Source organism: Actinomadura scrupuli (assembly GCF_050971785.1).
Classification (GTDB): domain Bacteria; phylum Actinomycetota; class Actinomycetes; order Streptosporangiales; family Streptosporangiaceae; genus Actinomadura_E; species Actinomadura_E scrupuli.
This window is the reverse complement of record NZ_JBPCCU010000003.1, coordinates 191,986-215,691: the sequence shown is the minus strand read 5'-3', so window position 1 is coordinate 215,691 and position 23,706 is coordinate 191,986. Positions and strand designations below refer to the sequence as shown.

Below are 23,706 nucleotides of genomic sequence, written 5' to 3'. Positions count from 1 at the left end.
CCCCGTACACGCCGCCTATATCGGCGACATCGCCGGGCCGGGAACCCCGGATCGGTGCCCCGCACCGATGGCAGCGGCCGGGATGGTCCGCGTCGTGGTCGGTGACCGGCGGGAGGGTCTCGCCGCAGCCGGGCTCCTGGCCCTCGCGCTGACGCAGTTCCTAGCCACCCGTGGCCGGCGCCGCAGGGTCTGCGGCCCCGCCGTCCGCGTCCCCTGACGCCGTGCCTCCCAGCCGCGCGACGCCGAGTCTCCGGACGGCCCGCAGGCAGGACCCGCTCGAGTGGTCAGCCTCGATACAGCCTCGCTTGTGCGGTGTCGTGGAGTTGACGGGCCAGCCGGTCGTAGTCGCCGACCAGCTCGGAACGGATCTGCTCCTCTTCGCCCGTCGCCATCACGAGCCTAGGCTCGGCCGACACCCTCTTCCGTAGAACCGAGATGCGCAGATGGGTGGGCGGATGGCTCTCATCCACCCGCAGCTGTCGGCGGGCGGCGGCTCGGCGGCGGCGCTCTCGTTCGGACTCCGGCAGGATCGCCAACGCCTCGCTCAGCCGGTCCCAGTACACCGGCTCTCGCGTGTCAGCCACGTACTGGTGGGCGGTGAAGAGATAGGTCGCCTGGCCCACCATGAGGGCATCGAGCATCTGGGCGGCGGCCTCGGGAGAGGCAAGCCGGGCGGCCAGGTCATCGGCGAGATATTCGGCTCGCTGGCCGGCCCGCAGCACCAGTGCTTTTTGGAACACGAACACCCAGCCGACCGTGGAGGTGAGGGCCGCCTGAAGCAACCGGGTCATCAGGTCGACGAGATAATTCACCCGGTAGTCCCGCCGCCCAGGGCGTAGCAGGCTCTGCAGCCGCTCCAGGGTGGACAGCGAGGTGCTCACGATCAGGCCGTGACGGGAATCGCCGTTGACGCCGTGCGCGAACTCGTGGCCGAGCAACGCGATCTTCTCCTGGCCCGACAACGTCTCCCACAACGGCAGCCCGAGCACCAGGACGCGCCGGCGACGCAGCCCGATGGTGGCGTATCCGGCGTTGTAGGCAGCAGAGGCGACGACCGCGTGCACCGGTGCGGCTCCAAGCTCGGCCGCCACCCGATCCAGCAGGCCGAACAGCGCCGGCGCATCGGCCCGGTAGCGCACCTCCCGATCCTTGCGCAGACTGCCCAGACGCGGGCGGACGGCGAAGGCCAGCAGAACCGCGACGATCGCCACCACCACCGTGACCGGGTTACGAACCCCCACCATCAACCAGACCGCCAAGCCCAGCAGAGCAACAGTGCACGCATGGACGCACAGCGCAAGGGCGTAGGAAGCCACCCGCGCCCCATCCCACCCAGGCCGACGGGCCGGGGACCGCGACACTTCCTCATACAGCGTCTCGACCATCCGCGCCGACCACCGCTCGAAACGCGAGCGAACCAATCCCACGCGCTCGGGTTCGGGCGGCTCCGCCACTCCCCAATCGCAGCCACCACACCACGACGGATACCCCGAGACCGCGAACAGCGGCCCCGCACAGTCCGGACAACTCTCCGGAATGATCTTATCTTTCATCGCGGAGCAGCATAAACGCCGCGAACCATCGACAACCACACACCCTGGACGCCCCGCGACCTCAGGGTCGCGTGACGGGCGCCCGTGACGTGCCGAACCCACCGGGTCCCAGCCCGGTCGGCCGTTCACCGCCCGGGGGCGGCTGAGCGGCTCGGACACGGCGACACCCCGCAACCTGATCTGCCGATCTGGATTGCGGGGTGCCGCGATACCGATCTGGGCGAGGAGAGCGAGAAAACTAGAATCTTCCAAAGAGGGTGAGAAGGAAGCTTTCTCATGGCCTCGCGCCGTCACGGTAACACCTAGGCCGGGATCAGGTCACTCAGGTTTTTCAGCGTGTACACCACGGACTGCTCGTCGAGGCCGTCGGGGCGTTCCAACCCAATGTAGGTCACCGGCCCGGCTGGCAGCGGCCCGTCTCCCAGCATCCTCACGCTCTCTGCGTCGGCGGTCAGCAGGTCCGTGATGTACTCGATTCGCAGGTACTCCCGCTCGACCATGTTCCGTACCAGCAGGCCGGTGGTCACCTTGGTGCCCTCGATCTGGTTGAAGTTCGCGTGGCCCTTCATGGACAGGTGCAGCCATTTGGCCCGCCACCGGCCGTCCTCGCCGCGGCAGAACACCAGCGGGAGCGCGACCCGGCCGGGCCCGCGAAGGTCGGACCTCATGCGGACCGTGGCGGGTTCGAACGGGCGGCCCTGCTGCTCGGCCTCGCGCAGCATGAACCCGAAGAACGACTCTCCGACCTCGTCGAAGCCCTCCCCTGCGTAGACGAGCACCTGGGGGATGATGAAGTGGCCGCTGACGCGGCTCAGGTCCAGGTTGATGAACTCCGAAGCACCGTCGGGGGCTGAGGTGATGTCACCGGAGTGCTCACCGGCCACATCGGTGAGGTTCGTCCACGACAGCCAGTGCGGGTTCGCGTAGTCCGCGTCGAGCATCAGCGCCGACAGGTCGAAGTCGGTCGTGCGCTCACGCTCGCGCCAGTAGATGAAAAAGCGCAGCAGCTCCCCGTCGACCACCGACACCGACCCGCGCGGGAGCACACCCAGCCCCGATGCCGTCGCCTTGCCCGACAGCGGCAGCGCCACCCCCAACGCGGCCGGGTCGATGACCAGATGCCCGACCTTCGGCAGCCGCCGCCGCACGTCGGCGTCCAGGATCGCCATGACCCGGTCCAGCACGGCCGGTGCGAGCGGGGCCCGGGTGTCGCCGGCGACCCAGGCGCGGCCTCCGCTGTTGGCGAAGACCCGGCGGCCGCCGCGTGCGGCCGCCCGGTTCTGCAGATGCTCGCGCACCGACAGCACCACCCGGCCGGACACCTGATCGACGCTCCCCTGCACCGCCGCCACGATCGCGTCGCGTTCGGCACCCGACTCGGCGGTGCGCATGAGCCGGTCCAGCGAGCGGAACAGCAGGCCGGGCGCCGAGCCCAGCAGCGACACCGCACCCGTCAGACGGCCCGCGTTCAACGCGGCCTCGACCCGGCCGTTGAACGACGTAGCGGTCTGCTCGCCGCGGGCCACGGCGAACACCTGCGCTGCGTGCGGCCACTGCGGGAACTCGTGCGGATGAAGCCTCTCGCCGAGCCTCTTCCACTGCTCCCTGAACAGGCCGACGTCGCCGAGCTTGGCCGGGGCGGCCTCGACGACCTCCTCGAGCGCGGCCAGCAACGCCCGGCGGATCCGCCGGCCAAAGGACCGGAACCGGGTCGGCTCCTGCAAGGTGACGTCCCCGTCGCTGAGGGCGCAGGCCAGGCGCAGCACGTCCGTGACCGTGTCCACCAGCAGCGGCACACCCCACCCCAGCAGCAGGACCCGGTTGATGACGGCCCGGCTCTCACGCATCGGGACCGTCTGCGGCTGCGGCCCGGCAAGGCAGTACTCGGCCAGGACCTGCAGCGCGGAAAGGTCGTCCGCGCTGAGCGGCACCTGGCTGCCGGCCATGGCCAGGTACAGGGCGTGGGCCTCTTCGTCCAGAGTGCCGCCCAGATGCAGCACCGTGACCCGGTCACCTGCGGCCGGGATCAGGTCCTCATGGGCGGCCAGCATCTCCTCGTAGGTGTGCAGGTAACGGCCGTACTTCGGCAACGCCAGCAGATTCAGCGCACCAGGAATGGAGGACTCCGCGACCTCGGCGGCCGCCACCGGGTCCAGGAGCGCGTCGACCAGGCAGCCCACCCAGAACTCCAGCGTGCCGGGCACGTTGGCGGGGAAGTCCTTGAAATAGGTGTTGTGCTGCACATGGTCACCGGCCATTCTCCGAATCACCGGCAGCACACTCACCGCGAGGTCGATGACCACGCCTTCAGCCAGACCCGACAAGTGCGCCAGCAACTCGCGCGACAGCTTGAAACCGGCCGACATCAGGACCGCGTCGAACTGGCGTGCCGCGACACTTCCCGCACCACCAGGCGCACTCTCCAGCGGCAGGCGGTGGGTCTTCTCGATGACCAGGTCATGGATAATCGCGCTCACTGCGGCATCCTCTCAGTCACGCGTTCGCATCGTTAAATGGTTTTCTGCAGGTCTTCGATCGCTCGACGTTGTGGCATTCACCGAAAGAGCGCATCGCACGCACGCGGCTACTCGCGGGCAGCGCGGTCGGCAGGGGAACCTCACGCTGGGTGCCGGGTGCCGGGTCGGCCCGGCGCTCGTTAACGACAGCTCAGCCCCTGCCGAGGAGACGGCCGCGTGGGGAGATAAGCACGGGCCGGGAGTACGGCCGCAGGTAGGGCCGCGGTTCCCCACCGCTCCCGGCGGGGAACCGCACCCCGGGGGTCACCCGGCCGACGCGGCCAGGATGTAGGCGTTCAGCGCGTCGTCGAGGAGGTCCTGGGCATAGTCGAGGTCCATGGAGTCGCCAGCGGTCTCACGGCCGTTGTTCCACTCGGTGTAGGCCAGGCGCAGCGCCGCCTTCTGAATGGCCCGGTAGGCCTCATCGCAGGGTCCGTTGCCGTAGTCGTAGCGGGTGACGCTCACCTGCGGGGCGGCTTCGCGCATGTAGTCGGTCAGGGCGTCTTCGAACATCTTCGCCAGCGGTGCGGTGTCCTCGCACTCCCACTCGAGCGCGGCCAGCCGCAACGCCGAGGCCACCAGCCGCACCCGGGCGGCCTCGCTGGCCGCCGTTCGCGGGACGCGCATGATGTAGGGGCGGACCGGATGGCCCTGCGGCTGGGACTTGGCCGCGGCCCGACGGGTGGGCCGGGCGGCGGCGAAGAGGTCGCGGATCAGCGTGCGGGTGGTGCTGCGTGGCGTGGTCACTGTGGTGCCTCCGGGCGGGGGTCGTCGTCAACGAGCCCTCGCACAGCACGAGCGGTGGCGTACCGGCTTGGGTGGCCCGAAGGGCCATCGCGTGCGACGCCGAAGGCGCCCTCGCCGGTGCGCCGCCGCTCGTGCTTTCCTGCGGGCGGTGATGACGACCCCCGCCCGGCTGCCCGGCAGCGCCCGGGACGCCGGTGGATCGCCGTGTTGCGGTGTGCCGAAGCTCCTCAGAGCAGTGCAGGTGAGCGTGGGGGAACACAGGCGTTGGGGCTACGCGCCTGCGTCACACGGATGTCGGGGGCCTCTGACCGTGGCGGCCCGCGACGCGGTTGCGGTACCGCGCGGGGCTGCGGGCCCCCGGGGCCCCGGGGTCTCAGGGCAGGAGGTCAGCCGTCAGGGTCTTGAGCGCTTGCGGCAACGTGGTCAGCGTGGTGTCCAGGACCATCAGGTCCTCGCCGTAGCCTTCGAACCCCAGGACCGCCCAGGCCCGCCGGATCCCGGGCATCAACCGGTCGAAGTCCGCGGGGACCGCAACGCCGTCGGCGTCGCGTGCGACGTCCACGGGAAACGGTTTAAGCGCGACCAGGGCGTTGGGAGCGATGACGTTGATCAGACGCCCCGTCAGCAGCCGCCCGACACCACCCAGCCTCCGCCAGGCGGGCGCGAGTCTGGCCTCGTGGGTGATCAGGAGCTCGGCGGGCGGCATCCCCAGGTCTTCTTCGATGTCGGCTCGCAGCCCCTGATCGCCGAGCAGTTCGAGGAACGCTGCGCTCTTGGCGCTGTGGGCGTCGAGTACGCCGGCGGGGTCTTGCCCGTACAGGTCGAGTTTGACCCCGTGAGCTTGGAAGATCTCTCGTTCCAGCCCTTCGGGGCCTTCTCGATCGCCAGGCTGTAGCCCTCGATACCACTGCGATCACGGTCATCGTCCGTGGGTTCAGCCCACATACTGACGGCGACGCCGGCCCGCCACTCGACCAGCGCCTCCGAACGTTGCAGACCATCGTCAGCCAGACACGCCCGCAAGCCGACGTCGAACTGGACATAGCGGAGATCCCCGAGAAGATGCCGGTGCACCCGCGCAAACCTACCGCCCTCCACCCCGGGCACATCCCCTATCGGCCGAGTGGCCTGGACAGCAGGGCGTAGCGGCACCGGTAACCTGGATCGCGCGGGCCGCGAGGAGCGATCCGGATCTGGGTGAGCAGGCGATGGCCCCGCTGCGGGCAGGTACCGGTGGAGCAGGTGCGGGCCGGACGGCGGGCCCGAGAGCGAGGCCTATGCGTCTCTCCACCTGCACAGACGTGCGTTACGCCTGCCGTCGGCTGGCCTCCGGATCCCTACCTTTTCTGTCACCGCGATGGTCCTACCCAGGCTTGCTTGATTAGGTCAGCTCCGTGTCGGCTCGGAGCACGTCCCCTCCTGCCCCAGTACGGGCGGGTGCCGGAAAGCCGCGAGGACCGCCGTGTAAAAGCCGGGGGGCCGTCGTGGCTCCTATCCAGTGAGAAGGTCGCCGGTGGTCGGCGGCCGTTGGGTGAGGAGCTGCGGTGGATCCTGTACAGGTCACGATGGTCGCCGTGTACGCGCATGGCGTCACCAGGCTGGTCGATGCCCTCGCCGAGCGGATCGCACGGCGGGCCCGCAGTAGGCGGCGGCACAACGCGGTGACGGTCTGCCGTGATGCGCTGTTCCTGGACCAGGACCGCGACAGCGCCGCCGCCCGGCCGGTCCGGGCGAGACCACATCGAGGGCAGGACGCATGAGTGAAGCCTTCATACCTCCGGCGGAAGGCCAGCCGCTCGTGGGCTGGTGCTCGCGGTGTCGGCGCGCTCAGCCGGTCGACGCACTCCCGGATGAGTGCGCTGTGTGCTTGCGCTTGCTCTGGCCAGTCGTCGATCCGATGGCGGCGCTCTACCTTGTGTACGCCCGGTGGTTGCTCGCCAAGGTGCGCCGCTGGAGGAACGATCGTGGGCTCTCCGAGGCACTGGTCGATGCCGAAGGCGTGGTCCAAGAGGCGTTCGTGCGGATGCTCGAGTCCGAGAAGACCATCGACAACCCCCGGGCCTGGCTGTTCGTCGTGGCCCGCCACCTGGTCGACCGGGCCGCCCGCCAGCACGGCCGTACTACTGGCGACGACCCCGCAGACCATCTGGACGCTGGCACGGCCAGATGGACCACGCTGCCCCCTGCCGAACGACCCGACCACGCCTTTGCCGCGTACGAGGTCGAGCGTGCGGTGTGACCGACACGCTGGCCACCCTGTCTGACCGGCAGCAGAAGGCGACCTACCTGCGCCACGGGCTGGGATGGTCCCTCAAGGAGATCAGCGAATATCTTGACATCTCCGCCTCCACCGCCGGCGTACACATCTACCGCGGCACCATCCAACTACGGGCCGCCTTGACGGAGTACCAGCAAGGACTCGCCATTCGGACACTCCGCGCCGTGCAAACGGCGGCCGTCTTGGCCGTCTTTGCCGGGATCGCATGGGTGAACTCCTGGTGGTTGCGCCTCCAGTCCAAGCACATACCAAGACCCCTTCGGCCGCTGGCCACCGCGATGCAGTGGGCCGCGCATCACCTGCTGACCATCCCCCACACATGGGGCGGGTGGATCGGATGGATCGCCGTGGCGCTCGCCTACGGGTTCTATCGCCTCTGTCGCCTGCTGTATCGGCTCTACCACCAAGGCGGTTGATCACAGTGCCGCCCTAGTCGTTCCCGGGGTGCGTCTCGCTGGTACTCGTTGACCGGCCGCACCCTGGGACGCCGGACCCCTGATGCTACTCAGTGGATAATTATCCGCTCAGTAGCATAGGATGTTAGTGGATAATCAGGTCGCCGGGGTCGCAGAACCCCGGACGGAACTCAGCGGATAAGAAGGAGGCCGGTGTCGTGGGTCGGCCCGTCCCGCTCCACCCGGCCGCCGAGGTCACCGCCGCCGCGCAGCAAGCCCTCGCCGCGGTCCACCACCACCTGGGCCGGTGCAAGCTGTCGGCCAACACCGTCAAGGCCTACCGGCGGCAGACCACCGCCTACGTGGCCTGGCTGACCGGGCACGCCGACCGGCACCTCGACGCGTTCGCCGACCTGGTCGGCGCCGAAGCCGCCGTCACCGCCTGGCGCAAGCACCTGATGATCGGCGCGGGCGGGACGAAGGCCGCCCCCGCCTCCATCAACCAGGCCCTGGCCGCCGTCACCCTCCTGTACGCACAGGTCGGCCTGCGCATCGACGTCAAGCGTGCCCGCGTCCCCAAGCCCGGCGAACCCGACGCCCTCACCCCCACCGAGCAGGGCGCCGTCGAACGCGCGGCCGTACGCCGCGGCGTACGCGACGCCGCCATCCTCGCCGTACTGCTGTACTCCGGAGCGCGCGAAGAAGAATGCGCGCGCCTCGACGTCGAGGACATCGCCATCACCGCCCGCACCGGCACCATCCGCCTCCACGGCAAGGGCGACCAGGTTCGCACCACCCCCATCCCGAAGATCGCGCGAGACCGGATCACCGCGTGCCTGGACGAACGCGGCCGGCACCCCGGCCCAGTGTGGCTCGGCCAACGCGGACCCCTCACCATCTCCGGCATCGTCCAGGTCGTGCTGGCCGTCGGAGACAACGCCGGACTCCCGGGCCTGCGGCCCCACCGCTGCCGCCACACCTACGCCACCCGGCTGCGCCAAGGCGGAGCCGACCCCGCCCAAGTCCAAGTCCTCCTCGGCGTTGCCTCTCTGGAAACCGCCGCCCGCTACTTCCGCGCAGGCCAGACCGAACAAGCCGACGTCGTCGAGCGCGTCTTCGAGTAGCCGATCAGCCGAAACCCACAACATCCCAGGTCAGGATCTGGATCGTTGGATTTTCCGCGTTCGCTACAGGCACCCCAAGACCGAGCGAAGCGGTCCACGCTGGGGGTGCAAGGCCGGAGGGGGCTCGGCGGCCTACGTGACCCGGTGGTCTGCCTCCTGCTGTGCGGGCAGGTCGTCCCCCTCTGGATCGGCGAGTCCGCCGGGTGCCCAGGACGCTGCCGTTCTGGCTTCTAGCGTCTAGAGCTCAGCTCAACGGGGTGATCAGGGTCTAGAGCTCCTCTAGGTCTAGAGGCGGTCCCTCTATACCTAGGTCCCGCTCGCACACGCCCGGCTACTTCGCCCGCCGCGCGGACGGGTCTGCGGTAGTGGTGGACTCAGCGGGTGAGCGGTTTAGCGAAGATGATGCCGTGTCGTTTATAGCCCATCCGATCCTCATAGAACGGGACCGATACAGGGCTGGCGGCGAAGGCTTCGAGGGTGAGCAGCTGAGCACCGCGTTCGCGGCCCCACTGTTCCACCGCCTTCATCAGCGCAGTGCCCGCGCCGCCACGCCAGTGGCGGCGCTGCATCGCAAGCGCGTTTACGAACACCCGAGGTAAGCCAATGTCCCGGGTCACCTGGCGGTCAGCTTCCTCATTCGGTGACAAGAAACTGGCGTGAACAAAGCCGACCGCCTTGCCGCCGTGGTCGCATACGCGGACGAGCGTGTCTTCTCCGCCGTTCAGCAGCTTGGTCTCCATCCACCTCGGCAGGCCCTCGCCACGCGGGGACCGGAACGAGTCCGGAGCGATTTGCTGGTAGTAGTCCGCAGAATCCTGCCATGCCTTCGCGGCCCCGACACCATCTCCAGGGCACGCAGGACGAATCCCATAGGTGCTCACACCCACAGTCTCCACTACAGCCGCACTGCCCAGCGGTTAACGTCGCGGCGGCCGCCGGGGCCAGCGACGCGACGAAAGGCCCTCCCCTGGGTTCGTCACCGGGAGGGCCTTCGTCGTTTCGTCGCGCTGTTGCAGCTGGCCCGGGCCACGACGATTCTCACGCACCTGGTACCGCGCTCGACTCCGGCCAAGCCCGGCCACCCGGGAATCGTCGCCGCCACCGCGGCGGAGGCCTCGGCGGCCCTACCTGCGCTCCCACATCACCCGGTTCGGCGCCTATGCCACCGACGAACTCGCGCTCATCCCCGCAGCCTTCAACCCGGTGCTCAAGGAGGTCGACTTCACCGCCCTCGACCTGGCCGCCTGACCCAGCTCGCGTTCTTCTTCTACTGCCGGCAGAACTGTTCAGCGTGGTCGAGTGCCCACTGGTGGAAGGTGCGCGCCGGAGTGCCCGTCACCGTCTCCACGGTCCGGGTGAGGGCCGGTGTGGGAGCGTCGAGCATCTTGGCGTAGCCGTCGAGCAGGACGTCCACGAAGGAGTCGGGGAATGACTCGCTGTCCAGTAGCCGCTGCCTGGCCTGTTCGCGGGACAGTTCCTGCCACCGCAGCGGCCGGCCGAGGGCTTGGCCGATGATGTGGACTTGCTCGGCCTGGGTCAGCAGCTCGGGCCCGGTCAGCTGGTAGCGCTTCTGGTCGTGCCCGTCCTCGGTGAGCGCGGCCACCGCGACGGCGGCGATGTCAGCCTCGTGCAGCATCGCCATCTGTACTGCACCGTACGGCCCGGCGACCGTGTCACCGCTACGGATCTGGTCGGCCCACCACAGCGCGTTGGCAGCGAAGGTGCTTGGCCGCAGGACGGTCCATGCCAGGCCTGAGTGCCGAAGGCGGTGCTCGACCTCGGCGTGCGAACGGCCCACAGGTTCGGTGTGCTGGTCAGGGGCGAGCCCGTCCTGCACGGCGCCCGATGACAGCAGCACCACACGCCGGGCGTGCCGCTTGATCGCCTCCAGGATCGCCGTCATGGGCCGGGCGTCGTGGAATGGCCACATGAGGAAGACCGCGTCCACACCGTCCAGGCATGTCTCCAGGCCATCCGGATCGGCTAGGTCGCCGCGCACCACCTCGGCGGCCTCGGGAAGGCGGGCCGACTCGGGATCGCGCGTCATCGCCCGCACCGAGATCCCGCGCTCCAGAAGCTGGGCGAGGACCTGACCCCCGACGTTTCCGGTGGCCCCAGTAACAAGGATCATCGTTCCTGGCTCCTTCAATCGCTGTCGTGGCGGGCCCAAGGCTCACTTCGATGGGCGTTGCCGCGCCAGCCAGCAGCTGGAATCTGACGAACTCCTCCATCGCAGTAGCTTTTACCGGTGGATTCCATTGATCGAGGATTGATGCATACCCTTCAACTGGACGGCAGAGCTCCGTTCAGCCGGATCGCCGAGGTACTGGGGGCGTCCGAGCAGACGGTCGCCCGCCGCTACCGGAAGCTGCGGTCGAGTGGGGCGATCCGTGTGGTGGGCGGCGTCGACGGGGCGCGGCTCGGCTACACCTCGTGGACCATCCGGCTGTGGACGACCCCGGACGCCTCGGGTGCGCTGGGTGCCGCCCTGGCCCGCCGATCCGACACCTTCTACGTCCACCTGCTCTTCGGAGGCACCGAGATCTCCTGTTTCACCCAGGCCTGCCTGGAGGACGGCGAGGCGTCGCTCCTGGACAAGCTGCCACGGACGAGCAAGGTGCTGGCGATGAGCGCGCACTCGCTCCTACGGGGTTTCGCCATCCCCAGCGGCTGGGCAGGGCTGGCCGCTCTAGAGGAAAAACGCGCCGCACAGCTCCGGTACACCGCCGCCCCTGAAAGCCAGGTCGCTGTCGACGCCACCGATCACGCCCTGCTGGAGGCGTTGGCAGCCGACGGCCGAACCAGCCACGCCGACCTGGCCACCGCGACCGGCTGGTCGGAGTCGACGGTCCGGCGACGATTGGATCGCCTGCGCCGGTCGGGCGCGCTGCTAATCCAGTTCGAGTTCGACCCGCGCGCCTTGGGATACCGGGCACAGGCCAGGCTCTGGATGTCGGTACGTCCCTCGGGACTGGTGGCGGTCGCCGAAACACTGGCCACGCACCCCGAGGTCTCCTTCGTCGGCGTCACCACCGGCACGACCAACCTCATGGCTGAGGTGATCTGCCGGGACAACACCCACCTCTACTGGTACCTGACCGAACAGGTGAGCGCTCTGGACGCCATCCAAACGCTGGAGAGCGGCCCGGTGATGCGCACCCTCAAGCGGACCGGCACGAACCTGCAGCTGGCATCGGCCAACTGAACGGCCGGGCCGAGAGATCTTCGTTAAGAGCAGCTATATATGACAACTGATCCGCCGGCCAGCAGTCGTACAAACGTTCATCTAACGAACGTTAGATGAACACCCGAGCAGGTCGCGCCCGGTGTCGATTCCCGTAGTCGTACTCACCGTTTGTGAGAGGACGGAGTGCCGGGCCATCCGTCGTTCGCCGGGCGAAGGTGTCGCCCCCGCCCGGCTGCCTGGACGTCGCCGCTTTTACCGCCTTACAAGACGCCTCGGACTGGCGTGAACGATCACGAGTGGGGTCGCCGACAGAACAGACCTCGCCACGGCCTCACTTGGCGAGTCCTTTCGGTGATCCGGCAACCGTCAACTCAGACGGGAAGTTCGGTGATGCTGAGGGCGAAGTCCAAGTTGCCCACCCCGTGGTTGGCGAGGCCCACCGTGACCACGCCCGCTCCTTCCAGCCAGTGCGCCATTTTCAGGCCGCCGACGTCCAGCGGGCGCAGCCCGAGGGTCTCGATGAACGCCTCCACACTTGCCTTGGCCTGCGCATTATCGCCGGCGATGAAGACGTCGGGCCGACCCTTCTCCAGGACATGGCGGAAGACGGTGTTGAACGCCTTCACCACGCTGGCGCTTGTCGGGGCGGCCTTGGCGACTTCCTGCGCGATCGAGGTCTCCCCGCGGTGGGCCAGCCCGTCGAACGTGGAGTTGAAGGGGTTGCTGATGTCGACGATGACCTTGCCCGCGAGAGCGTCTCCGTACTGGGCGACGACCGGCACGACGCCGTCGTACAGCAGGGCCACGATGACGATGTCCCCGGCCGGTGCGGTGCCCCATTCTCCCGTCGTGGCGCCGCCGCCGAGAGCCTTGGCCAGGTCGGCGGCCTTGGACTGATCGCGGCCCATGACCTCGACGGTGTTGCCGCCCGCTATCGCCCGCGCGCCGATGGTGCGGGCCATGTTCCCGGTCCCGATGATGCTGATGTTGCTCATGAGATGTCCTGCCCTGGTTGTGGTTGTTCGGTTCAGATGGCGGTGGTGCCGCCGTCGGCGACGAGTTCCATGCCGTTGACGTAGCTGGAGTCGTCGGAGGCGAGGAAGAGGGCGGCGGTGGCGATTTCGTCGGGGCGGCCCATCTGGCCGCGGGGGATGAGGGACTCGAACTGGCGCTGGGTGGCCTCGTCGAAGAGTTCTTCCTGCTTGGCGGTGGCGACCTGGCCGGGGGTCAGGACGTTGACGCGGATGCGGCGGTCCTTGAGCTCGTTGAGCCAGACGCGGGCCCAGGCCTGCTGGACGGCCTTGCTGCCGGCGTAGACGCTCCAGCCGGGGAAGGCGCCGAGAGAGGCGTTGGAGCCGGTCATGAGGATGGAGCCGCCGTCATTGAAGAGCGGGAGGGCCTTCTGGACGGTGAACAGGGTGCCGCGGGCGTTGAGCCCGAACCAGGTGTCGAACTGGGCCTCGGTGATCTCGCCGAGCGGGGCGGGCTCGCCCCCGCCGGCGCTGGCCCACAGCACGTCGAGGCTGCCCTTCTCCCGCTTGACGGTGTCGTACAGGCGGTCCAGGTCGTCCAGGTCGGCGGCGTCGCCCTGGACGCCGGTGACGTTGCGGCCGATCTGCTTCACGGCCTCGTCCAGGGCGTCCTGGCGGCGGCCGGTGATGAAGACGTGTGCTCCCTCGTCGACGAACAGCTTCGCGCCGGCCAGCGCCATGCCGGTGGTGCCGCCGGTGATGACCGCGACCTTGCCGTCAAGCTTTCCCATAGTCGTTCCCTTGAGTCGGTGGTGCCGTGTGTACCTGGGGCGACGGTGTTAAGTACACCGCCCTGTGCGCTTAACGTACGGCGCAGGCGGCCGGGATGCAAACTATGTACACCGGTCGTTACCCGGCTGCGGTACGCTGGGCCCATGACAGAGTTGGAGAAGGGCCCCACGGGCCGCCGCCGCGGCCGGGGCGCCCGTGAGCGCATCATCAGCGCGTCCCAGCAGCTGTTCCGCGAGCAGGGCATCAACCGCACCGGCATGGACCAGCTCTGCGCGGCGGCTCAGGTGTCCAAGCGCACGGCCTACCAGCACTTCACCGGCAAGGACGAACTCGTCGCCGAGTACCTGCGCCGGTTCGACCCCTCCGTTCTGTCCGGCGTGTTCGACCGCACCGACCTCACGCCCCGCGAACGGCTCCTCGCCGCCTTCGACATCCCCCCCACCACCCCCCTGTGCCCCTACATCGCCGCCGCCGTCGAACTTCACGACCCCCAGCACCCCGCGTCCCAATACGCGCGCGACTACAAGGAAGCCGTCGCCGCGCGGCTCGCCGACACCGCCCGCGAAGCCGGCGCCTCCGACCCTGAACAGCTCGGCGAGCAGCTCGCGCTGCTCATCGACGGCGCCGCGGCCCGCACCCGGGTCCTCAACGCCGACGCCTTCCCCACCGCCGCCGCCATCGCTGCCGTCCTCATCGACAACGCCATCCCCGCCACAGCCAGCGATGACCGACGACGGGAGGAAGTGTCGAGTTAACGTGGCACATCGCGGCCGGGCTGGACGCGCTACCGGTCACGCGGCTGCACCGGCTGGCACGCGATACCAGCCGCCCGGCACCTGGCATTGCAGGCTTTTACGGAACTGGCCGCCCCGCCCGCCTGTTGAAGGCCGCAGCAGAAGCCGCCGGGGAGAATGGCGACCCTCGAAGGTTGCAGGAGTTCGAGGCCGTCGTCTCGGCCCAGGGCGCTGACGCGCCGCCGGTTCGAACAGGCGGCTGATCACATACGTCCGTACGCGGTGGCGCATGAAGAACTCGTAGGCAGCTGGCAGAGCCGGAGACTGTCACTCTTCAGCGCATGATGAACGGGGTCAGTCCTGCTCAAGCGTGCCTTGTGACGGCATCGCCTCCAAGCTGCCACATCTCATAGTTCCCACATTCTGCCGTGATCTCGGCCGTCGACTGAGCCGCAGTGACGAAGTCATCCACTACCAGCGAGGTGTGCGATGCCGCCACCGCGAGGCACACCTGGTCGGGCGCCAGTTCCGGGATGGGCACATAGACGATGTCTGGATGCGAGTAGAACACGGACGCCGAACGGGCCAGGAAGGAGATGCCCCGTCCGGCCGCGACATGCTCGAGCGTCTCGTCCACCCCGCGCACCGGGTACCCGGCATTAGGGTGCGGGCGCTTGGTGGGCTGCGTGCTCGGGTCACCGTGCCAGACCAGCGGTTCGCCGGCCAGGTCGGCCTCGGTGACCTCCTCCTTGCCGGCCAACCGGTGGCCGGCGGGCAGTACCGCTACCCGCGGCTCGGTGTACAGCGGGGTGACGCGCAGGCCGGTCTCGTCGATGGGCAGCCGCACATAGCCGACGTCGATGCGGCCGTCGAGCAGCATCGGGGCCTGGTCGTCCCCTTCGATCCGCTGCACGTCCACGACCACGTCCGGGTGCCGGGCCTCGAACGCCCGCGCCGCCGGGATGACCGGGATGCCGGCCCGGAAACCGACCATCAGCCGCCGCTTGCCGCTGGCGGCCGCGGACACCCGGCGGCGGACCGCGTGGGTTGTGGCGAGCAGCGGACCGGCGTCGGCCAGCAGTTGCCGGCCCGCGTCTGTCAGCTCTACGCCGTGGCGATCCCTGGTGAACAGCGAGGCGCCGAGATCCTGCTCAAGCGCGCGGATCTGTCGGCTGAGCACCGGCTGCGCGATATGGAGCTCATCGGCGGCTCGGCCGAAATGCAGCCGGTCGGCCACGGTGACGAAGTAACGCAGTTTGCGCAGATCCAGATCCATGGCACCCCCGGCCCGGTGATGCCTTCAGGGTATCACCACAGCTTCAAGAGGTATTGGACACCCACTCAGACCCGATGGCAGCCTGAAAACAGGCGCTTAAGGGCGCCGAAGTGAATTCGACCCAAGAATTCGACACTGGAAGTTGACAGCAGGGCCAAAGCCCGGAAAGCAGGAACACCGATGAGCAGCATCAGCATTATCGGACTGGGAAACATGGCCCGTGCTTTGGCCGGCCGGGCGCTCGCCGGCGGTAACGCCGTCGAGATCATCGGCCGCGACCCGGCCAAGGCCAAGGAATTGGCCGCCACGCTCGGCGGCGCCACGGTCGGGACGGCCGGGGCCGCCCCGGCCGGGGACATCGTTATCCTCGCCGCGCCGTACGCTGGCGCGGCGGCGGTGGTGAGGGAGTACGGGGACGCACTGCACGGCAAGGTCATCGTCGACATCACCAACCCCGTAGCCCCCGACCTGCAGGGCTTCGTCGTCCCCGACGGCAGTTCCGGCGCACAGGAGATCGCCAAGGCGGCTCCCGACGACGCGCATGTCGTCAAGGCGTTCAACACTGTGTTCTCCCACGTTCTGGCGGCCGGCCCGGCCGAGGGCCGCCCTCTGGACGTGTTCATCGCGGCGACGACGCGCAGGCGAAGGCACGCGTGTCGGCGTTCGTCGAGAGCTTGGGGCTGCGCCCCTGGGACACCGGGGAGCTGTCCATGGCGCGGGCACTGGAGAACGTCGGCCTGCTGGAGTTGGGCCTCATGAACCACTCCGTCAAGCACACCAATTTCTCCCTCGGCATCACCCTTCTCGGCTGAGCGCGCCCCTACCACTACCTCTCGTGCCGCATTACTCCAGTTCACTTACGGCACGAAAAGACCCTGCACCTACCCTCACAAGGACAGTTAGATGCGCGTTTTCGTCGCTGGGGGGACCGGCCATTCCGGTTCGTACATCATCCCCGAGCTCATCGCCGCCGGGCACGAGGTCACCGGCCTGGCCCGGTCGGACGCGGCCGCGGCGGCCGTGTCCGCGCTCGGCGCGAAGGTGCGTCGCGGCGACCTCCAGGATCTCGACGGGCTCAAGAAGGCAGCCGCGGACTCCGACGGCGTCATCCACGTCGCGCACAGGCAGGATCTGCTTCCCTCCGGCGGGCTCGACGCCGTGGCCGCCGCGGAGCTCCCGATCATGCTCGCGTACGGCGAGGCACTCGCGGGAACCGGAAAGCCGCTGGTCACGGCGGGAAGCATCGCCTCGCCCGGGAACCTGGAGCGGCCGGCCACCGAGGAGGACCCGGCCCTCCCCGCCGACGATGAGCACAAGGGCACCCTGCGGGTCCGCAACGTCGTGGAAAGGGCCGTTGTCGACCTCGCCGAGCAGGGGGTGCGGTCTTCGGTCGTGCGGATCGCCAACATCGCGCACAGCACGACCGATCGTGCCGGCTTCCTCCCCACGCTGATCGCGCTCGCGAAGGAAAAGGGGTTCGTCGGCTACCACGGCGACGGCGCGAACCTGTGGAACGCCGTGCACATCCGCGATGCCGCCACCTTGTTCCGCCTGGCGCTGGAGAAGGGGCCGGCCGGCAAATACTGGCACGCGGTCGAGGACGGGGGCATCACGTTCCGCGACATCGCCGAGGCCATCGCCAGCCGCCTGGGCCTGCCCGCCGTGAGCGTTCCCAACGATGCCCTGATGACGCCGGGGTACTTCGGGTTCCTCACGAATATCGTCACGCAGAGCTACCCGGCGTCCAACCTCATCACCCGCCGGACCCTCGGCTGGGAACCCGCCCGGCCCGGCCTGCTCGCCGATATGGACAACGGCCATTACTTCCCCGCCAGCTGACGGCAGGAACCCGGATCGTAACGAGCCCGGCAACCGGCAAGTTCGGCTCTTCTGAAGGACGTTGAGATTATGACGACTGTGGGATTCATCGGAAGCGGAAGCATCGGCAGGACCATCGCGCAACTCGCTGTCGGGGCCGGGCACCAGGTGGTGCTCAGCAGGGGCTTCGCAGCGTTCTGAGATCTTCGCTCAATCCAGCGAGCCGTCCAGACGATCACACACCGTGGCTGATCGTTACCGGAGAAGGCTCATTGTCGGGTTGTCGGCGCGTCCTCGATGATCCACTGGATCCCATGCGGGATGAGAAAGTCGAGGAAGGCGGTCGGGTGGTAGGCCTGGGCGGGTGCGAGTACCCCCGGCTTGGCAGGGTCGGCGATGAGACGGCGGGTGCCTTCGACCGCGATCACCGCGGTCGTGCCGTAGGTGTCGGGGCCCTGGACGATGCCGCGGGCGCGGCGGCCGTCGGTGCTGGTGGCGTCGAGCACGTAGGTGAAGTGCTGGGTGCGGCGGCTGTCCTCATCGGGTCCTTCAGGCAGGCTTTCGATGATCTCCGGTGTGAGCGGGGTGTTCAGCCGGTCGCCCAACGCCGCCTCGGTCAGGCCCTCGACATGCCGGACGCGGATGTGACGGGGAATGGTCACCACCTCCGACACTGGGAAGGCCATCACCGGGGTCGTCTCCGACTGTCCGGGCAGCCTGATCGCGGTGTGGCGGGCAGGCATGCCGGGGTGCCAGTCGCCGTCGTCGTAGGCCATGCCTCCCGCCTTGATGGCGTCGATCGTTTCGACCAACGAGCGCAGCGAGCCGCGTGACATGCCGCCGCCTCCGACGACCACGTGGGTGGTGATGATCTCTTCGACCGGTTCAAGGCGGTCGGCCAGGATGTGGGCCATGAGGTCTACCGGGACGCAGCCGTCGTTGGCGGCGGGTACGACGGTGACCCCGGCGTTCTCCGCCTCCGTGGTGAAGGTGTCGAAGATCTTCTTGACGTAGAGCTGCTCGCCTGAGGTGTCGACGTAGTGACAGCCGGCGGCGATCGCGGCGCGGACCACAGCCTCACCTGACGAGGTGAATGGTCCGGCGCAGTTGATGACGCCGTCGCAGCCGCGGAACGCGCTCACAAGCGCCTCATGGTCGCTGGTGTCGGCCACGCGTCGTTCCGCGTCGGGGAGGCCGACCGCCGAGGCGGCCTCCTCCAGGCGCGCGAGATTGCGTCCGGCCAGGACCGTCTCGATGTCGCGTCGTGCCAGTTCGGAGAGCACGAGCTTTCCCTGGTATCCACTCGCGCCATAAACGGCGATCTTCATGTCATCTCCTCACGATGGGAGCTGCGCGGTTGCTCAGCCCACCAGCACAGTAAGGCGCCGACACAAGACGATTGAATGCGTGATGCGCTCTACAGTTTGCGTCATCGTCTTCGCCGAGGTCGTCGTTGGCTACACTGGCTGCGTGGATGTTCTGTCTGATGTGGTGAGTGCGGCGCGTACCGGTCGACCCCACTCGGGCCGGGTGACCAGGTCCGCTCCCTTCGCCCAGCGGTTTCCGGCGGTGCCGTCCGCCGGGTTCCACATCGTTCTCCAGGGAACGTGCTGGCTTCTCTCGTCGCAGGGTGAGCCGATCGCGCTCGGGCCGGGCGACGTGGCGTTCCTGCCGCGCGGATCCGCACACGGTCTGGCCGACGACCCGTCCACCCCGGTAAGCGAGCCGGCCACAACACTCGCCGGAGTCCATGATGGCCGCACCGACGAAACGTCAGCCGACCGGCCGCCGACGGTGGTCATGCTCTGCGGCGCCTACCTCCTGGACGGATCCGGGCCGCATCCGCTCCTGAACGACCTGCCTGAGGTCATCCACCTACCGACGCGGGTAGGGCGCCACAGGGAACTCCGCGCCGCGGTCGAACTCCTCGGCGTGGAACTGGACAGCGACGCCCGCCCAGGCTCCGACACCATCCTGCTCACCCTGCTGGATCTTCTCCTGCTCTACATCCTGCGCGCGTGGTTCGAAGAACAGCGCGTCTCCGGCCACTCCGCCAGCGGCTGGGCCGCGGCCCTGCACGACCCCGCCGTCGCCGCCGCCCTCCGCGCCATCCACGGAGACCCCAGCCGGCAATGGACCGTCGAGGAGTTGGGCGCGCAGGCACGCCTGTCCCGCGCCGCCTTCGCCCGGCGGTTCACACATCTGGTCGGCCAGCCACCACTCACCTACCTGACATGGTGGCGGATGACCACCGCCGCCAGGCTCCTGCGCGCCTCCGACGCCCCCGTCAACACGATCGCCCAGCAGGTCGGCTACAGCTCGCAGTACACCTTCACCCATGCCTTCAAACGCCAGTACGGGTCACCGCCCGGCAGTTACCGGCACCACGCCGTCTGAAGCACAGCACCCGCGTAGGGATCTTCGAGGTTTGGCGGCCTTGCAGCCTGCGGCCCTCATCCATCGACAACGGGCATACGAACACCTCGGGCTTCCGGGCCACGACCACCTCCAGCAACAGTCCTGGAGCAAGGCTGACGGGCCCAGCCCGATAGATCAATTACCCGGCCAAGGTTCGGTGACGAGCCACTAGCCGTACTCTTCTGCTTCGGCCATGCGGTCGGCGAGGTTGTCGCGGATTTCTCTTGAATTGGGCTCGGGCGAAAGGTATTCCTCAGTGGCGAACGAGGAGCAGGAGGTCAGCCTGACTATCGGGAGGACCATCTTCCGGCGGACGTGGAGCAGGACCCCTTCGTTCCTGACCTTCTTGTTCTCTGTCGTGGACCTTTTCGTTGACGGCCCGGTGCCCGGTCACGCGCCGGAGTCTCGGCCGCAGGACCCGACCCCGGATCGGACGGCCACCACAGTTGGGTACCGGACCACGGTGGTGGCCGCCCCCCGGGTCCTGGACCGGCATGGCTACACCACCGAATTCCTCTCCGAGATCTACGCGTGCTTCCGGCCCGAGCTCGACCAGCACGTCCGGTGGAGCATCGAGGAAGACCTGCGCGATCTGGTCACTTTCGCGCGGGAGCAGGGCCGCGAGAGCGAGCTGAGCTGGATGGGCGAGCTACAGAGCGAAGTCGAAGCCCATTGCGCCAACTCGGCTGGCTCGTCCCTGGAGGACCTGCGCGCCTTCACCGCGATGCTGCGCGAGCTGATGGAGCCCACACCGCTTCCTCCCAACGTCGGGCTGGGCAATCCGCTGTCGGACTTCGATGAACTCGGGGACCTCATCGCTACGGCGGGACGCACCTGGCCGGCGTCGATCATGCGGGTGGCCACGTTGTTCACCCCGGCCTACCTGACCGACTATCCCGAGCCCGTCATGGTCGTCTACCTGCGCTTGCTCCTGGACGCCGCGCCCAAGCACATGGTCGTCGAACTCGACCTCTCTCACGTCGTCGCCAACAAGACGGACGCCCGCGCCCTCCACACCGGCCTGGCAATCCGGCTGATGAACAAACTTGACCTCTACCAGCGTATGTTCCGCCCGCTATCCGACCGTGAACCCGAGGTTCGGGATCTGTACGCCCGCACCCAGATCCGGCAGCTGCTCGACCAGCTCGACCAACCCGCCCACGCTGCCAAGGCGAAGGGCGACCTCCTAGAAAAACTCATGAACCAGATCTTCTCGTCCGAGCCCGGCCTCCAAGTCGTTCAAGCCAACTACTTGACCGGCGACGAGGAGATCGACCTCATCATCAAGAACAACGTCGACCGCCCCTTCTGGCACAATCTCGGCTCAGCGCTGATCTTCGTCGAGTGCAAAAATTGGTCCGGCCCTGTCGGACCGAACGAAGTCCGCAACTTCGAAGGAAAGCTCCTCAACCACGCCGGCCTGGTCAAGGTCGGCATCCTGGTGGCACCCAACGGCTTCACCAAGAACGTCGAAACCGCCATCCGCCGCTCCAGCCGTGACCTTCACACCCTGTTGCTCATCGACCGGACCGACCTCGACCATCTCGCCTCCGGTACCGACCACGTTCTCGACTGGATCGAGAACCTCCTCTGCCGGCCGATCTGATCATTCTCCTTACCGGCGCCTGCCATGCCCCTTCCCGGCACCTTGACCGTGGTGCATCCGGGCCGACGCTGATCACCATCCCTTGGCCCGAACCGCGCCTCGCGCTCGGCCCGCTCGCCGCGGGCGGCCGGTGGTGTGACCCGGGACCAGAGCCTGGGGATTGTGATCGGCCTTCTACGTCCTCACGGTGAACCGGCGCCCGGCATCCCGACCCTCCCGGCGGGTGGACGGGCCACGACCACCGCGGCGGGCAGCTCGCCCGGTCCGGGGCGGCCCGGTGCGCGTCCACTCGCTGGGGCGCCGACACGCGGCGGCCTCGGACCGCCTGCGTCTACCGGCCGAGGCCCGGCGCGCGGCCGGGCGGACGGTGACAGGGTCAGCAGACCGAAGGAGGGATCGAGCTCGATGGTCTCATCGGCGGTGGCGCGGCAGCTCAGCGTTGGTGGTGTGCTTACAGAACAGCACGCGCAGGGCCAGTCTGCGGCGCTGCAGCGAGCGCATCGCGGGCAGATAGTGCCCGTCGACGGCGAGCGGGCAGGGTTGCCAGAAGACCATCACGTTCCGCAGCCCGCTTATCGACCGGTGCAATGATGATTATGAGTGAGTTCCCGGCCGATAGCACAGACGGTCCCGGTGCGGGACCGGGGCAGTCCCCTCATCCGATCCAGGGCGACGCACGACGCGCCTTCCCTGCGGCCGATCTTTGGCAGGGGCCGGCCCCGGCGGGCGCGGCCCTGACTCTGGTCACCCTGGCCGCGGCGCTACAACCTGTGATCGGCCTGACCTGGTCGACGTTGACCTTCGGCATCGGAGTGGGGTTGATCCTGGCGTGGGCGGGCTCGGGGATGCTGCGGTCCCTGGTGCAAGGGGCGTGGCGTCCGCTGCGCGGAGGCGATGACCGCCGCAGAAGAACAACGAGTACCCAGGTCACTCCTGACCAGCAGTGAGATCCGCATCTCCGGCCTCCGACAGCGCGCTCACCGAGGTGCTACCACAGCTGAGCGCTGTCTAGGCCGCTGCGACGTTGCTAGGCAGTGTTGGTGACGGCACTGCTGGCCGAGGGGGCGCGCTGAATCATCGGAGTGCTCCAGCAGAAGAGGGAAGAGACGGAAAGGGAAGGTGTGGGGGCCTCGTCCTGGCCCAGCTCGACCCGGCCGGCCCGGTGGAGCTGAGGCGGGTGCAGAAGGCCAAGTCGAACGGCGTACGCGGCAAGGAGCGTACGAGCCGTACGGTCTTCCTCGGCCGCGACGCCCTCCACGCCATCGCCGACTACCTCGACCACGAACGACCCGGTGACGTCGAGGACCTCCAGCTAGAGAGTGAGAACGATTTTGCCTTTCACGCGGTTGGTCTCACTCAGTTCGTGGGCCTTGGCCGCTTGGTCGAGTGGCAGGACCTGGTCGACGGAGGCCTGGAGGCTTCCGCTGTCCACCAACTCGGTGATGGACTTGAGGTCGGTGCCGGACGGTGAGAAACCGAACTCCACAAGCTGCAGGCCGCGCAGTGCGGCCTGTTCGCGGACGGCCGTCCGGTCGGGGCCGGCGCCGCGTACGTCGATGAGCATCCCGGCGGGGGCGAGCGTGTCCAGTGATCGTGGCCCGTAGCCGCCGCTGATCGGGTCCAGTACCACGTCGATGTCACGGGCCGCCGTCGTGAAGTCGGTCGTGGTGTAGTCGATGAGCTCATCGGCGCCCAGGCCACGGAGGAATTCGTGCTTGTCCGGGCGGGCCGTACCGATGACGTAGGCGCCGCGTGCCTTGGCGATCTGGACGGCGAGGTGGCCGATTCCGCCGGCCGCCGCGTGAATGAGCACGCGTTGCCCCGCGCCCAGGCCGGCGACGTGCACCAGCGGCTGCCAGGCGGTGAGCGCCGCCACCGGCAGGGCCGCGGCGGCGACGAAGTCGAGGCTTGGCGGAGCAGGCGCCAGCGCGGTCTCCGGTACGGCCACGTACTCGGCATAGGCTCCGTTGGGCGGGAACGCGCAGCCGAAGACCTCATCTCCCGGCCGGAAACGGGTCGTCTGCTCACCGATCTCCGCCACCACCCCGGCCAGATCGAGCCCCAGCACGAACGGCGGCTCACCGAATCTGCGTACGGCTCCGGAGCGGATCTTCCAGTCCGCCGGGTTCACCCCGGCGGCGCGGACACGTACCAGCGCCTCCCCTGGCCCCGGGGTCGGCCGGTCGATCTCGACGACTTCCAATACCTCCGGGCCGCCATAGCGGCGCTGACTGATCGCGCGCATGTGAACAGACATCTCGACACTCCCTCGGACGAATACGATCGCTCGG

At 68.4% G+C, this 23,706-nt stretch carries 24 protein-coding genes; 12 read left to right on the top strand and 12 right to left on the bottom strand.

Going from position 1 to position 23,706, the window contains the following annotated elements:
* Positions 1-284: 284 nt before the first annotated feature.
* From ACRYCC_RS15345 to ACRYCC_RS15330, 4 genes are all read right to left on the bottom strand, one after another.
* Positions 285-1,553 carry a M48 family metallopeptidase gene (locus ACRYCC_RS15345; protein WP_433812552.1) on the bottom strand — a complete coding sequence of 423 codons (1,269 nt, stop codon included), beginning with the start codon at positions 1,551-1,553 and terminating at the stop codon, positions 285-287.
* A gap of 302 nt (positions 1,554-1,855) precedes the next feature.
* Positions 1,856-4,030 carry a TerD family protein gene (locus ACRYCC_RS15340; RefSeq protein WP_433812550.1) on the bottom strand — a complete coding sequence of 725 codons (2,175 nt, stop codon included), beginning with the start codon at positions 4,028-4,030 and terminating at the stop codon, positions 1,856-1,858.
* A gap of 303 nt (positions 4,031-4,333) precedes the next feature.
* Entirely contained in the window at positions 4,334-4,816 is a 483-nt protein-coding gene (locus tag ACRYCC_RS15335) for a hypothetical protein (RefSeq protein WP_433812549.1), read from the bottom strand.
* 373 nt (positions 4,817-5,189) lie between these two features.
* Positions 5,190-5,522, bottom strand: coding sequence for a hypothetical protein (locus ACRYCC_RS15330; RefSeq protein WP_433812547.1), 333 nt, complete (start codon positions 5,520-5,522; stop codon positions 5,190-5,192).
* On the opposite strand from ACRYCC_RS15330, the gene ACRYCC_RS15325 reads away from it, so the two are divergent.
* The 5 genes from ACRYCC_RS15325 (at position 5,493) to ACRYCC_RS15305 (ending at position 8,613) form a co-directional block, all read left to right on the top strand.
* Entirely contained in the window at positions 5,493-5,711 is a 219-nt protein-coding gene (locus ACRYCC_RS15325) for a hypothetical protein (RefSeq protein ID WP_433812545.1), read from the top strand. The two genes, ACRYCC_RS15330 and ACRYCC_RS15325, sit on opposite strands and share 30 nt — an antisense overlap.
* A gap of 649 nt (positions 5,712-6,360) precedes the next feature.
* Complete coding sequence (locus ACRYCC_RS15320) at positions 6,361-6,576, top strand: hypothetical protein (RefSeq protein ID WP_433812543.1); 216 nt, start codon at positions 6,361-6,363, stop codon at positions 6,574-6,576.
* Between the two features lie 113 nt (positions 6,577-6,689).
* The gene (locus tag ACRYCC_RS15315) at positions 6,690-7,055 is read left to right on the top strand and encodes a sigma factor (RefSeq protein ID WP_433812541.1); all 366 of its coding nucleotides are present in this window, start codon (positions 6,690-6,692) and stop codon (positions 7,053-7,055) included.
* Positions 7,052-7,510, top strand: a complete 459-nt coding sequence (locus ACRYCC_RS15310; protein ID WP_433812539.1) for a sigma factor-like helix-turn-helix DNA-binding protein — start codon at positions 7,052-7,054, stop codon at positions 7,508-7,510. Before ACRYCC_RS15315 ends, ACRYCC_RS15310 begins: the two co-directional genes overlap by 4 nt.
* 197 nt (positions 7,511-7,707) lie before the next feature.
* On the top strand, positions 7,708-8,613 hold the full coding sequence (locus ACRYCC_RS15305) for a tyrosine-type recombinase/integrase (protein WP_433812538.1): 906 nt from the start codon (positions 7,708-7,710) through the stop codon (positions 8,611-8,613).
* Positions 8,614-8,987: 374 nt separating this feature from the next.
* On the opposite strand, the gene ACRYCC_RS15300 is transcribed toward ACRYCC_RS15305, so the two are convergent.
* Positions 8,988-9,353, bottom strand: a complete 366-nt coding sequence (locus ACRYCC_RS15300) for a GNAT family N-acetyltransferase (protein ID WP_433812536.1) — start codon at positions 9,351-9,353, stop codon at positions 8,988-8,990.
* 527 nt (positions 9,354-9,880) lie between these two features.
* The gene (locus ACRYCC_RS15295) at positions 9,881-10,744 is read right to left on the bottom strand and encodes an NAD(P)H-binding protein (RefSeq protein WP_433812535.1); all 864 of its coding nucleotides are present in this window, start codon (positions 10,742-10,744) and stop codon (positions 9,881-9,883) included.
* Between the two features lie 117 nt (positions 10,745-10,861).
* Here ACRYCC_RS15295 and ACRYCC_RS15290 point away from each other — a divergent pair, with 117 nt between their 5' ends.
* Complete coding sequence (locus ACRYCC_RS15290) at positions 10,862-11,818, top strand: Lrp/AsnC family transcriptional regulator (RefSeq protein ID WP_433812533.1); 957 nt, start codon at positions 10,862-10,864, stop codon at positions 11,816-11,818.
* Positions 11,819-12,171: 353 nt separating this feature from the next.
* Here ACRYCC_RS15290 and ACRYCC_RS15285 read toward each other — a convergent pair whose 3' ends face one another.
* A complete protein-coding gene (locus ACRYCC_RS15285; protein ID WP_433812531.1) occupies positions 12,172-12,795 on the bottom strand; it encodes an NADPH-dependent F420 reductase in 624 nt (207 codons plus the stop codon).
* A 32-nt stretch (positions 12,796-12,827) separates the two neighbouring features.
* Positions 12,828-13,562 (bottom strand): SDR family NAD(P)-dependent oxidoreductase, encoded by a 735-nt coding sequence (locus ACRYCC_RS15280; protein ID WP_433812529.1) that lies wholly within the window; start codon positions 13,560-13,562, stop codon positions 12,828-12,830.
* Positions 13,563-13,706: 144 nt separating this feature from the next.
* Here ACRYCC_RS15280 and ACRYCC_RS15275 point away from each other — a divergent pair, with 144 nt between their 5' ends.
* A complete protein-coding gene (locus tag ACRYCC_RS15275) occupies positions 13,707-14,318 on the top strand; it encodes a TetR/AcrR family transcriptional regulator (RefSeq protein ID WP_433812528.1) in 612 nt (203 codons plus the stop codon).
* Positions 14,319-14,661: 343 nt separating this feature from the next.
* Here the strand turns inward: ACRYCC_RS15275 and ACRYCC_RS15270 are convergent, their stop codons facing one another.
* Positions 14,662-15,573: a LysR family transcriptional regulator gene (locus ACRYCC_RS15270; RefSeq protein ID WP_433812526.1), complete on the bottom strand. Its 912-nt coding sequence runs from the start codon at positions 15,571-15,573 to the stop codon at positions 14,662-14,664.
* A gap of 180 nt (positions 15,574-15,753) precedes the next feature.
* On the opposite strand from ACRYCC_RS15270, the gene ACRYCC_RS15265 reads away from it, so the two are divergent.
* From ACRYCC_RS15265 to ACRYCC_RS15255, 3 genes are all read left to right on the top strand, one after another.
* The gene (locus ACRYCC_RS15265) at positions 15,754-16,332 is read left to right on the top strand and encodes an NADPH-dependent F420 reductase (protein WP_433812524.1); all 579 of its coding nucleotides are present in this window, start codon (positions 15,754-15,756) and stop codon (positions 16,330-16,332) included.
* Between the two features lie 144 nt (positions 16,333-16,476).
* Complete coding sequence (locus tag ACRYCC_RS15260) at positions 16,477-17,412, top strand: SDR family oxidoreductase (protein WP_433812522.1); 936 nt, start codon at positions 16,477-16,479, stop codon at positions 17,410-17,412.
* 69 nt (positions 17,413-17,481) lie between these two features.
* Complete coding sequence (locus ACRYCC_RS15255; protein ID WP_433812520.1) at positions 17,482-17,592, top strand: NAD(P)-binding domain-containing protein; 111 nt, start codon at positions 17,482-17,484, stop codon at positions 17,590-17,592.
* Positions 17,593-17,660: 68 nt separating this feature from the next.
* Here ACRYCC_RS15255 and ACRYCC_RS15250 read toward each other — a convergent pair whose 3' ends face one another.
* A complete protein-coding gene (locus tag ACRYCC_RS15250) occupies positions 17,661-18,719 on the bottom strand; it encodes a saccharopine dehydrogenase family protein (RefSeq protein WP_433812519.1) in 1,059 nt (352 codons plus the stop codon).
* A gap of 142 nt (positions 18,720-18,861) precedes the next feature.
* On the opposite strand from ACRYCC_RS15250, the gene ACRYCC_RS15245 reads away from it, so the two are divergent.
* Together ACRYCC_RS15245 and ACRYCC_RS15240 are read left to right on the top strand one after the other, a co-directional pair.
* Positions 18,862-19,788, top strand: a complete 927-nt coding sequence (locus ACRYCC_RS15245) for an AraC family transcriptional regulator (RefSeq protein ID WP_433812517.1) — start codon at positions 18,862-18,864, stop codon at positions 19,786-19,788.
* A 277-nt stretch (positions 19,789-20,065) separates the two neighbouring features.
* The gene (locus ACRYCC_RS15240) at positions 20,066-21,415 is read left to right on the top strand and encodes a restriction endonuclease (protein ID WP_433812515.1); all 1,350 of its coding nucleotides are present in this window, start codon (positions 20,066-20,068) and stop codon (positions 21,413-21,415) included.
* A gap of 411 nt (positions 21,416-21,826) precedes the next feature.
* Here ACRYCC_RS15240 and ACRYCC_RS15235 read toward each other — a convergent pair whose 3' ends face one another.
* A complete protein-coding gene (locus tag ACRYCC_RS15235; RefSeq protein WP_433812513.1) occupies positions 21,827-21,970 on the bottom strand; it encodes a hypothetical protein in 144 nt (47 codons plus the stop codon).
* Positions 21,971-22,727: 757 nt separating this feature from the next.
* Complete coding sequence (locus tag ACRYCC_RS15230; RefSeq protein ID WP_433812511.1) at positions 22,728-23,672, bottom strand: NADP-dependent oxidoreductase; 945 nt, start codon at positions 23,670-23,672, stop codon at positions 22,728-22,730.
* Between the last annotated feature and the right edge of the window lie 34 nt (positions 23,673-23,706).

What these genes read in the sequence shown, in the direction of transcription:
- ACRYCC_RS15285 (WP_433812531.1), bottom strand. Translation starts at nt 12,795, where the DNA reads ATGAGCAACATCAGCATCATCGGGACCGGGAACATGGCCCGCACCATC.
- ACRYCC_RS15330 (WP_433812547.1), bottom strand. Translation starts at nt 5,522, where the DNA reads ATGCCGCCCGCCGAGCTCCTGATCACCCACGAGGCCAGACTCGCGCCC.
- ACRYCC_RS15270 (WP_433812526.1), bottom strand. Translation starts at nt 15,573, where the DNA reads ATGGATCTGGATCTGCGCAAACTGCGTTACTTCGTCACCGTGGCCGAC.
- ACRYCC_RS15250 (WP_433812519.1), bottom strand. Translation starts at nt 18,719, where the DNA reads ATGAAGATCGCCGTTTATGGCGCGAGTGGATACCAGGGAAAGCTCGTG.
- ACRYCC_RS15235 (WP_433812513.1), bottom strand. Translation starts at nt 21,970, where the DNA reads ATGGTCTTCTGGCAACCCTGCCCGCTCGCCGTCGACGGGCACTATCTG.
- ACRYCC_RS15295 (WP_433812535.1), bottom strand. Translation starts at nt 10,744, where the DNA reads ATGATCCTTGTTACTGGGGCCACCGGAAACGTCGGGGGTCAGGTCCTC.
- ACRYCC_RS15265 (WP_433812524.1), top strand. Translation starts at nt 15,754, where the DNA reads ATGAGCAGCATCAGCATTATCGGACTGGGAAACATGGCCCGTGCTTTG.
- ACRYCC_RS15255 (WP_433812520.1), top strand. Translation starts at nt 17,482, where the DNA reads ATGACGACTGTGGGATTCATCGGAAGCGGAAGCATCGGCAGGACCATC.
- ACRYCC_RS15260 (WP_433812522.1), top strand. Translation starts at nt 16,477, where the DNA reads ATGCGCGTTTTCGTCGCTGGGGGGACCGGCCATTCCGGTTCGTACATC.
- ACRYCC_RS15230 (WP_433812511.1), bottom strand. Translation starts at nt 23,672, where the DNA reads ATGTCTGTTCACATGCGCGCGATCAGTCAGCGCCGCTATGGCGGCCCG.
- ACRYCC_RS15275 (WP_433812528.1), top strand. Translation starts at nt 13,707, where the DNA reads ATGACAGAGTTGGAGAAGGGCCCCACGGGCCGCCGCCGCGGCCGGGGC.
- ACRYCC_RS15300 (WP_433812536.1), bottom strand. Translation starts at nt 9,353, where the DNA reads ATGGAGACCAAGCTGCTGAACGGCGGAGAAGACACGCTCGTCCGCGTA.
- ACRYCC_RS15345 (WP_433812552.1), bottom strand. Translation starts at nt 1,553, where the DNA reads ATGAAAGATAAGATCATTCCGGAGAGTTGTCCGGACTGTGCGGGGCCG.
- ACRYCC_RS15280 (WP_433812529.1), bottom strand. Translation starts at nt 13,562, where the DNA reads ATGGGAAAGCTTGACGGCAAGGTCGCGGTCATCACCGGCGGCACCACC.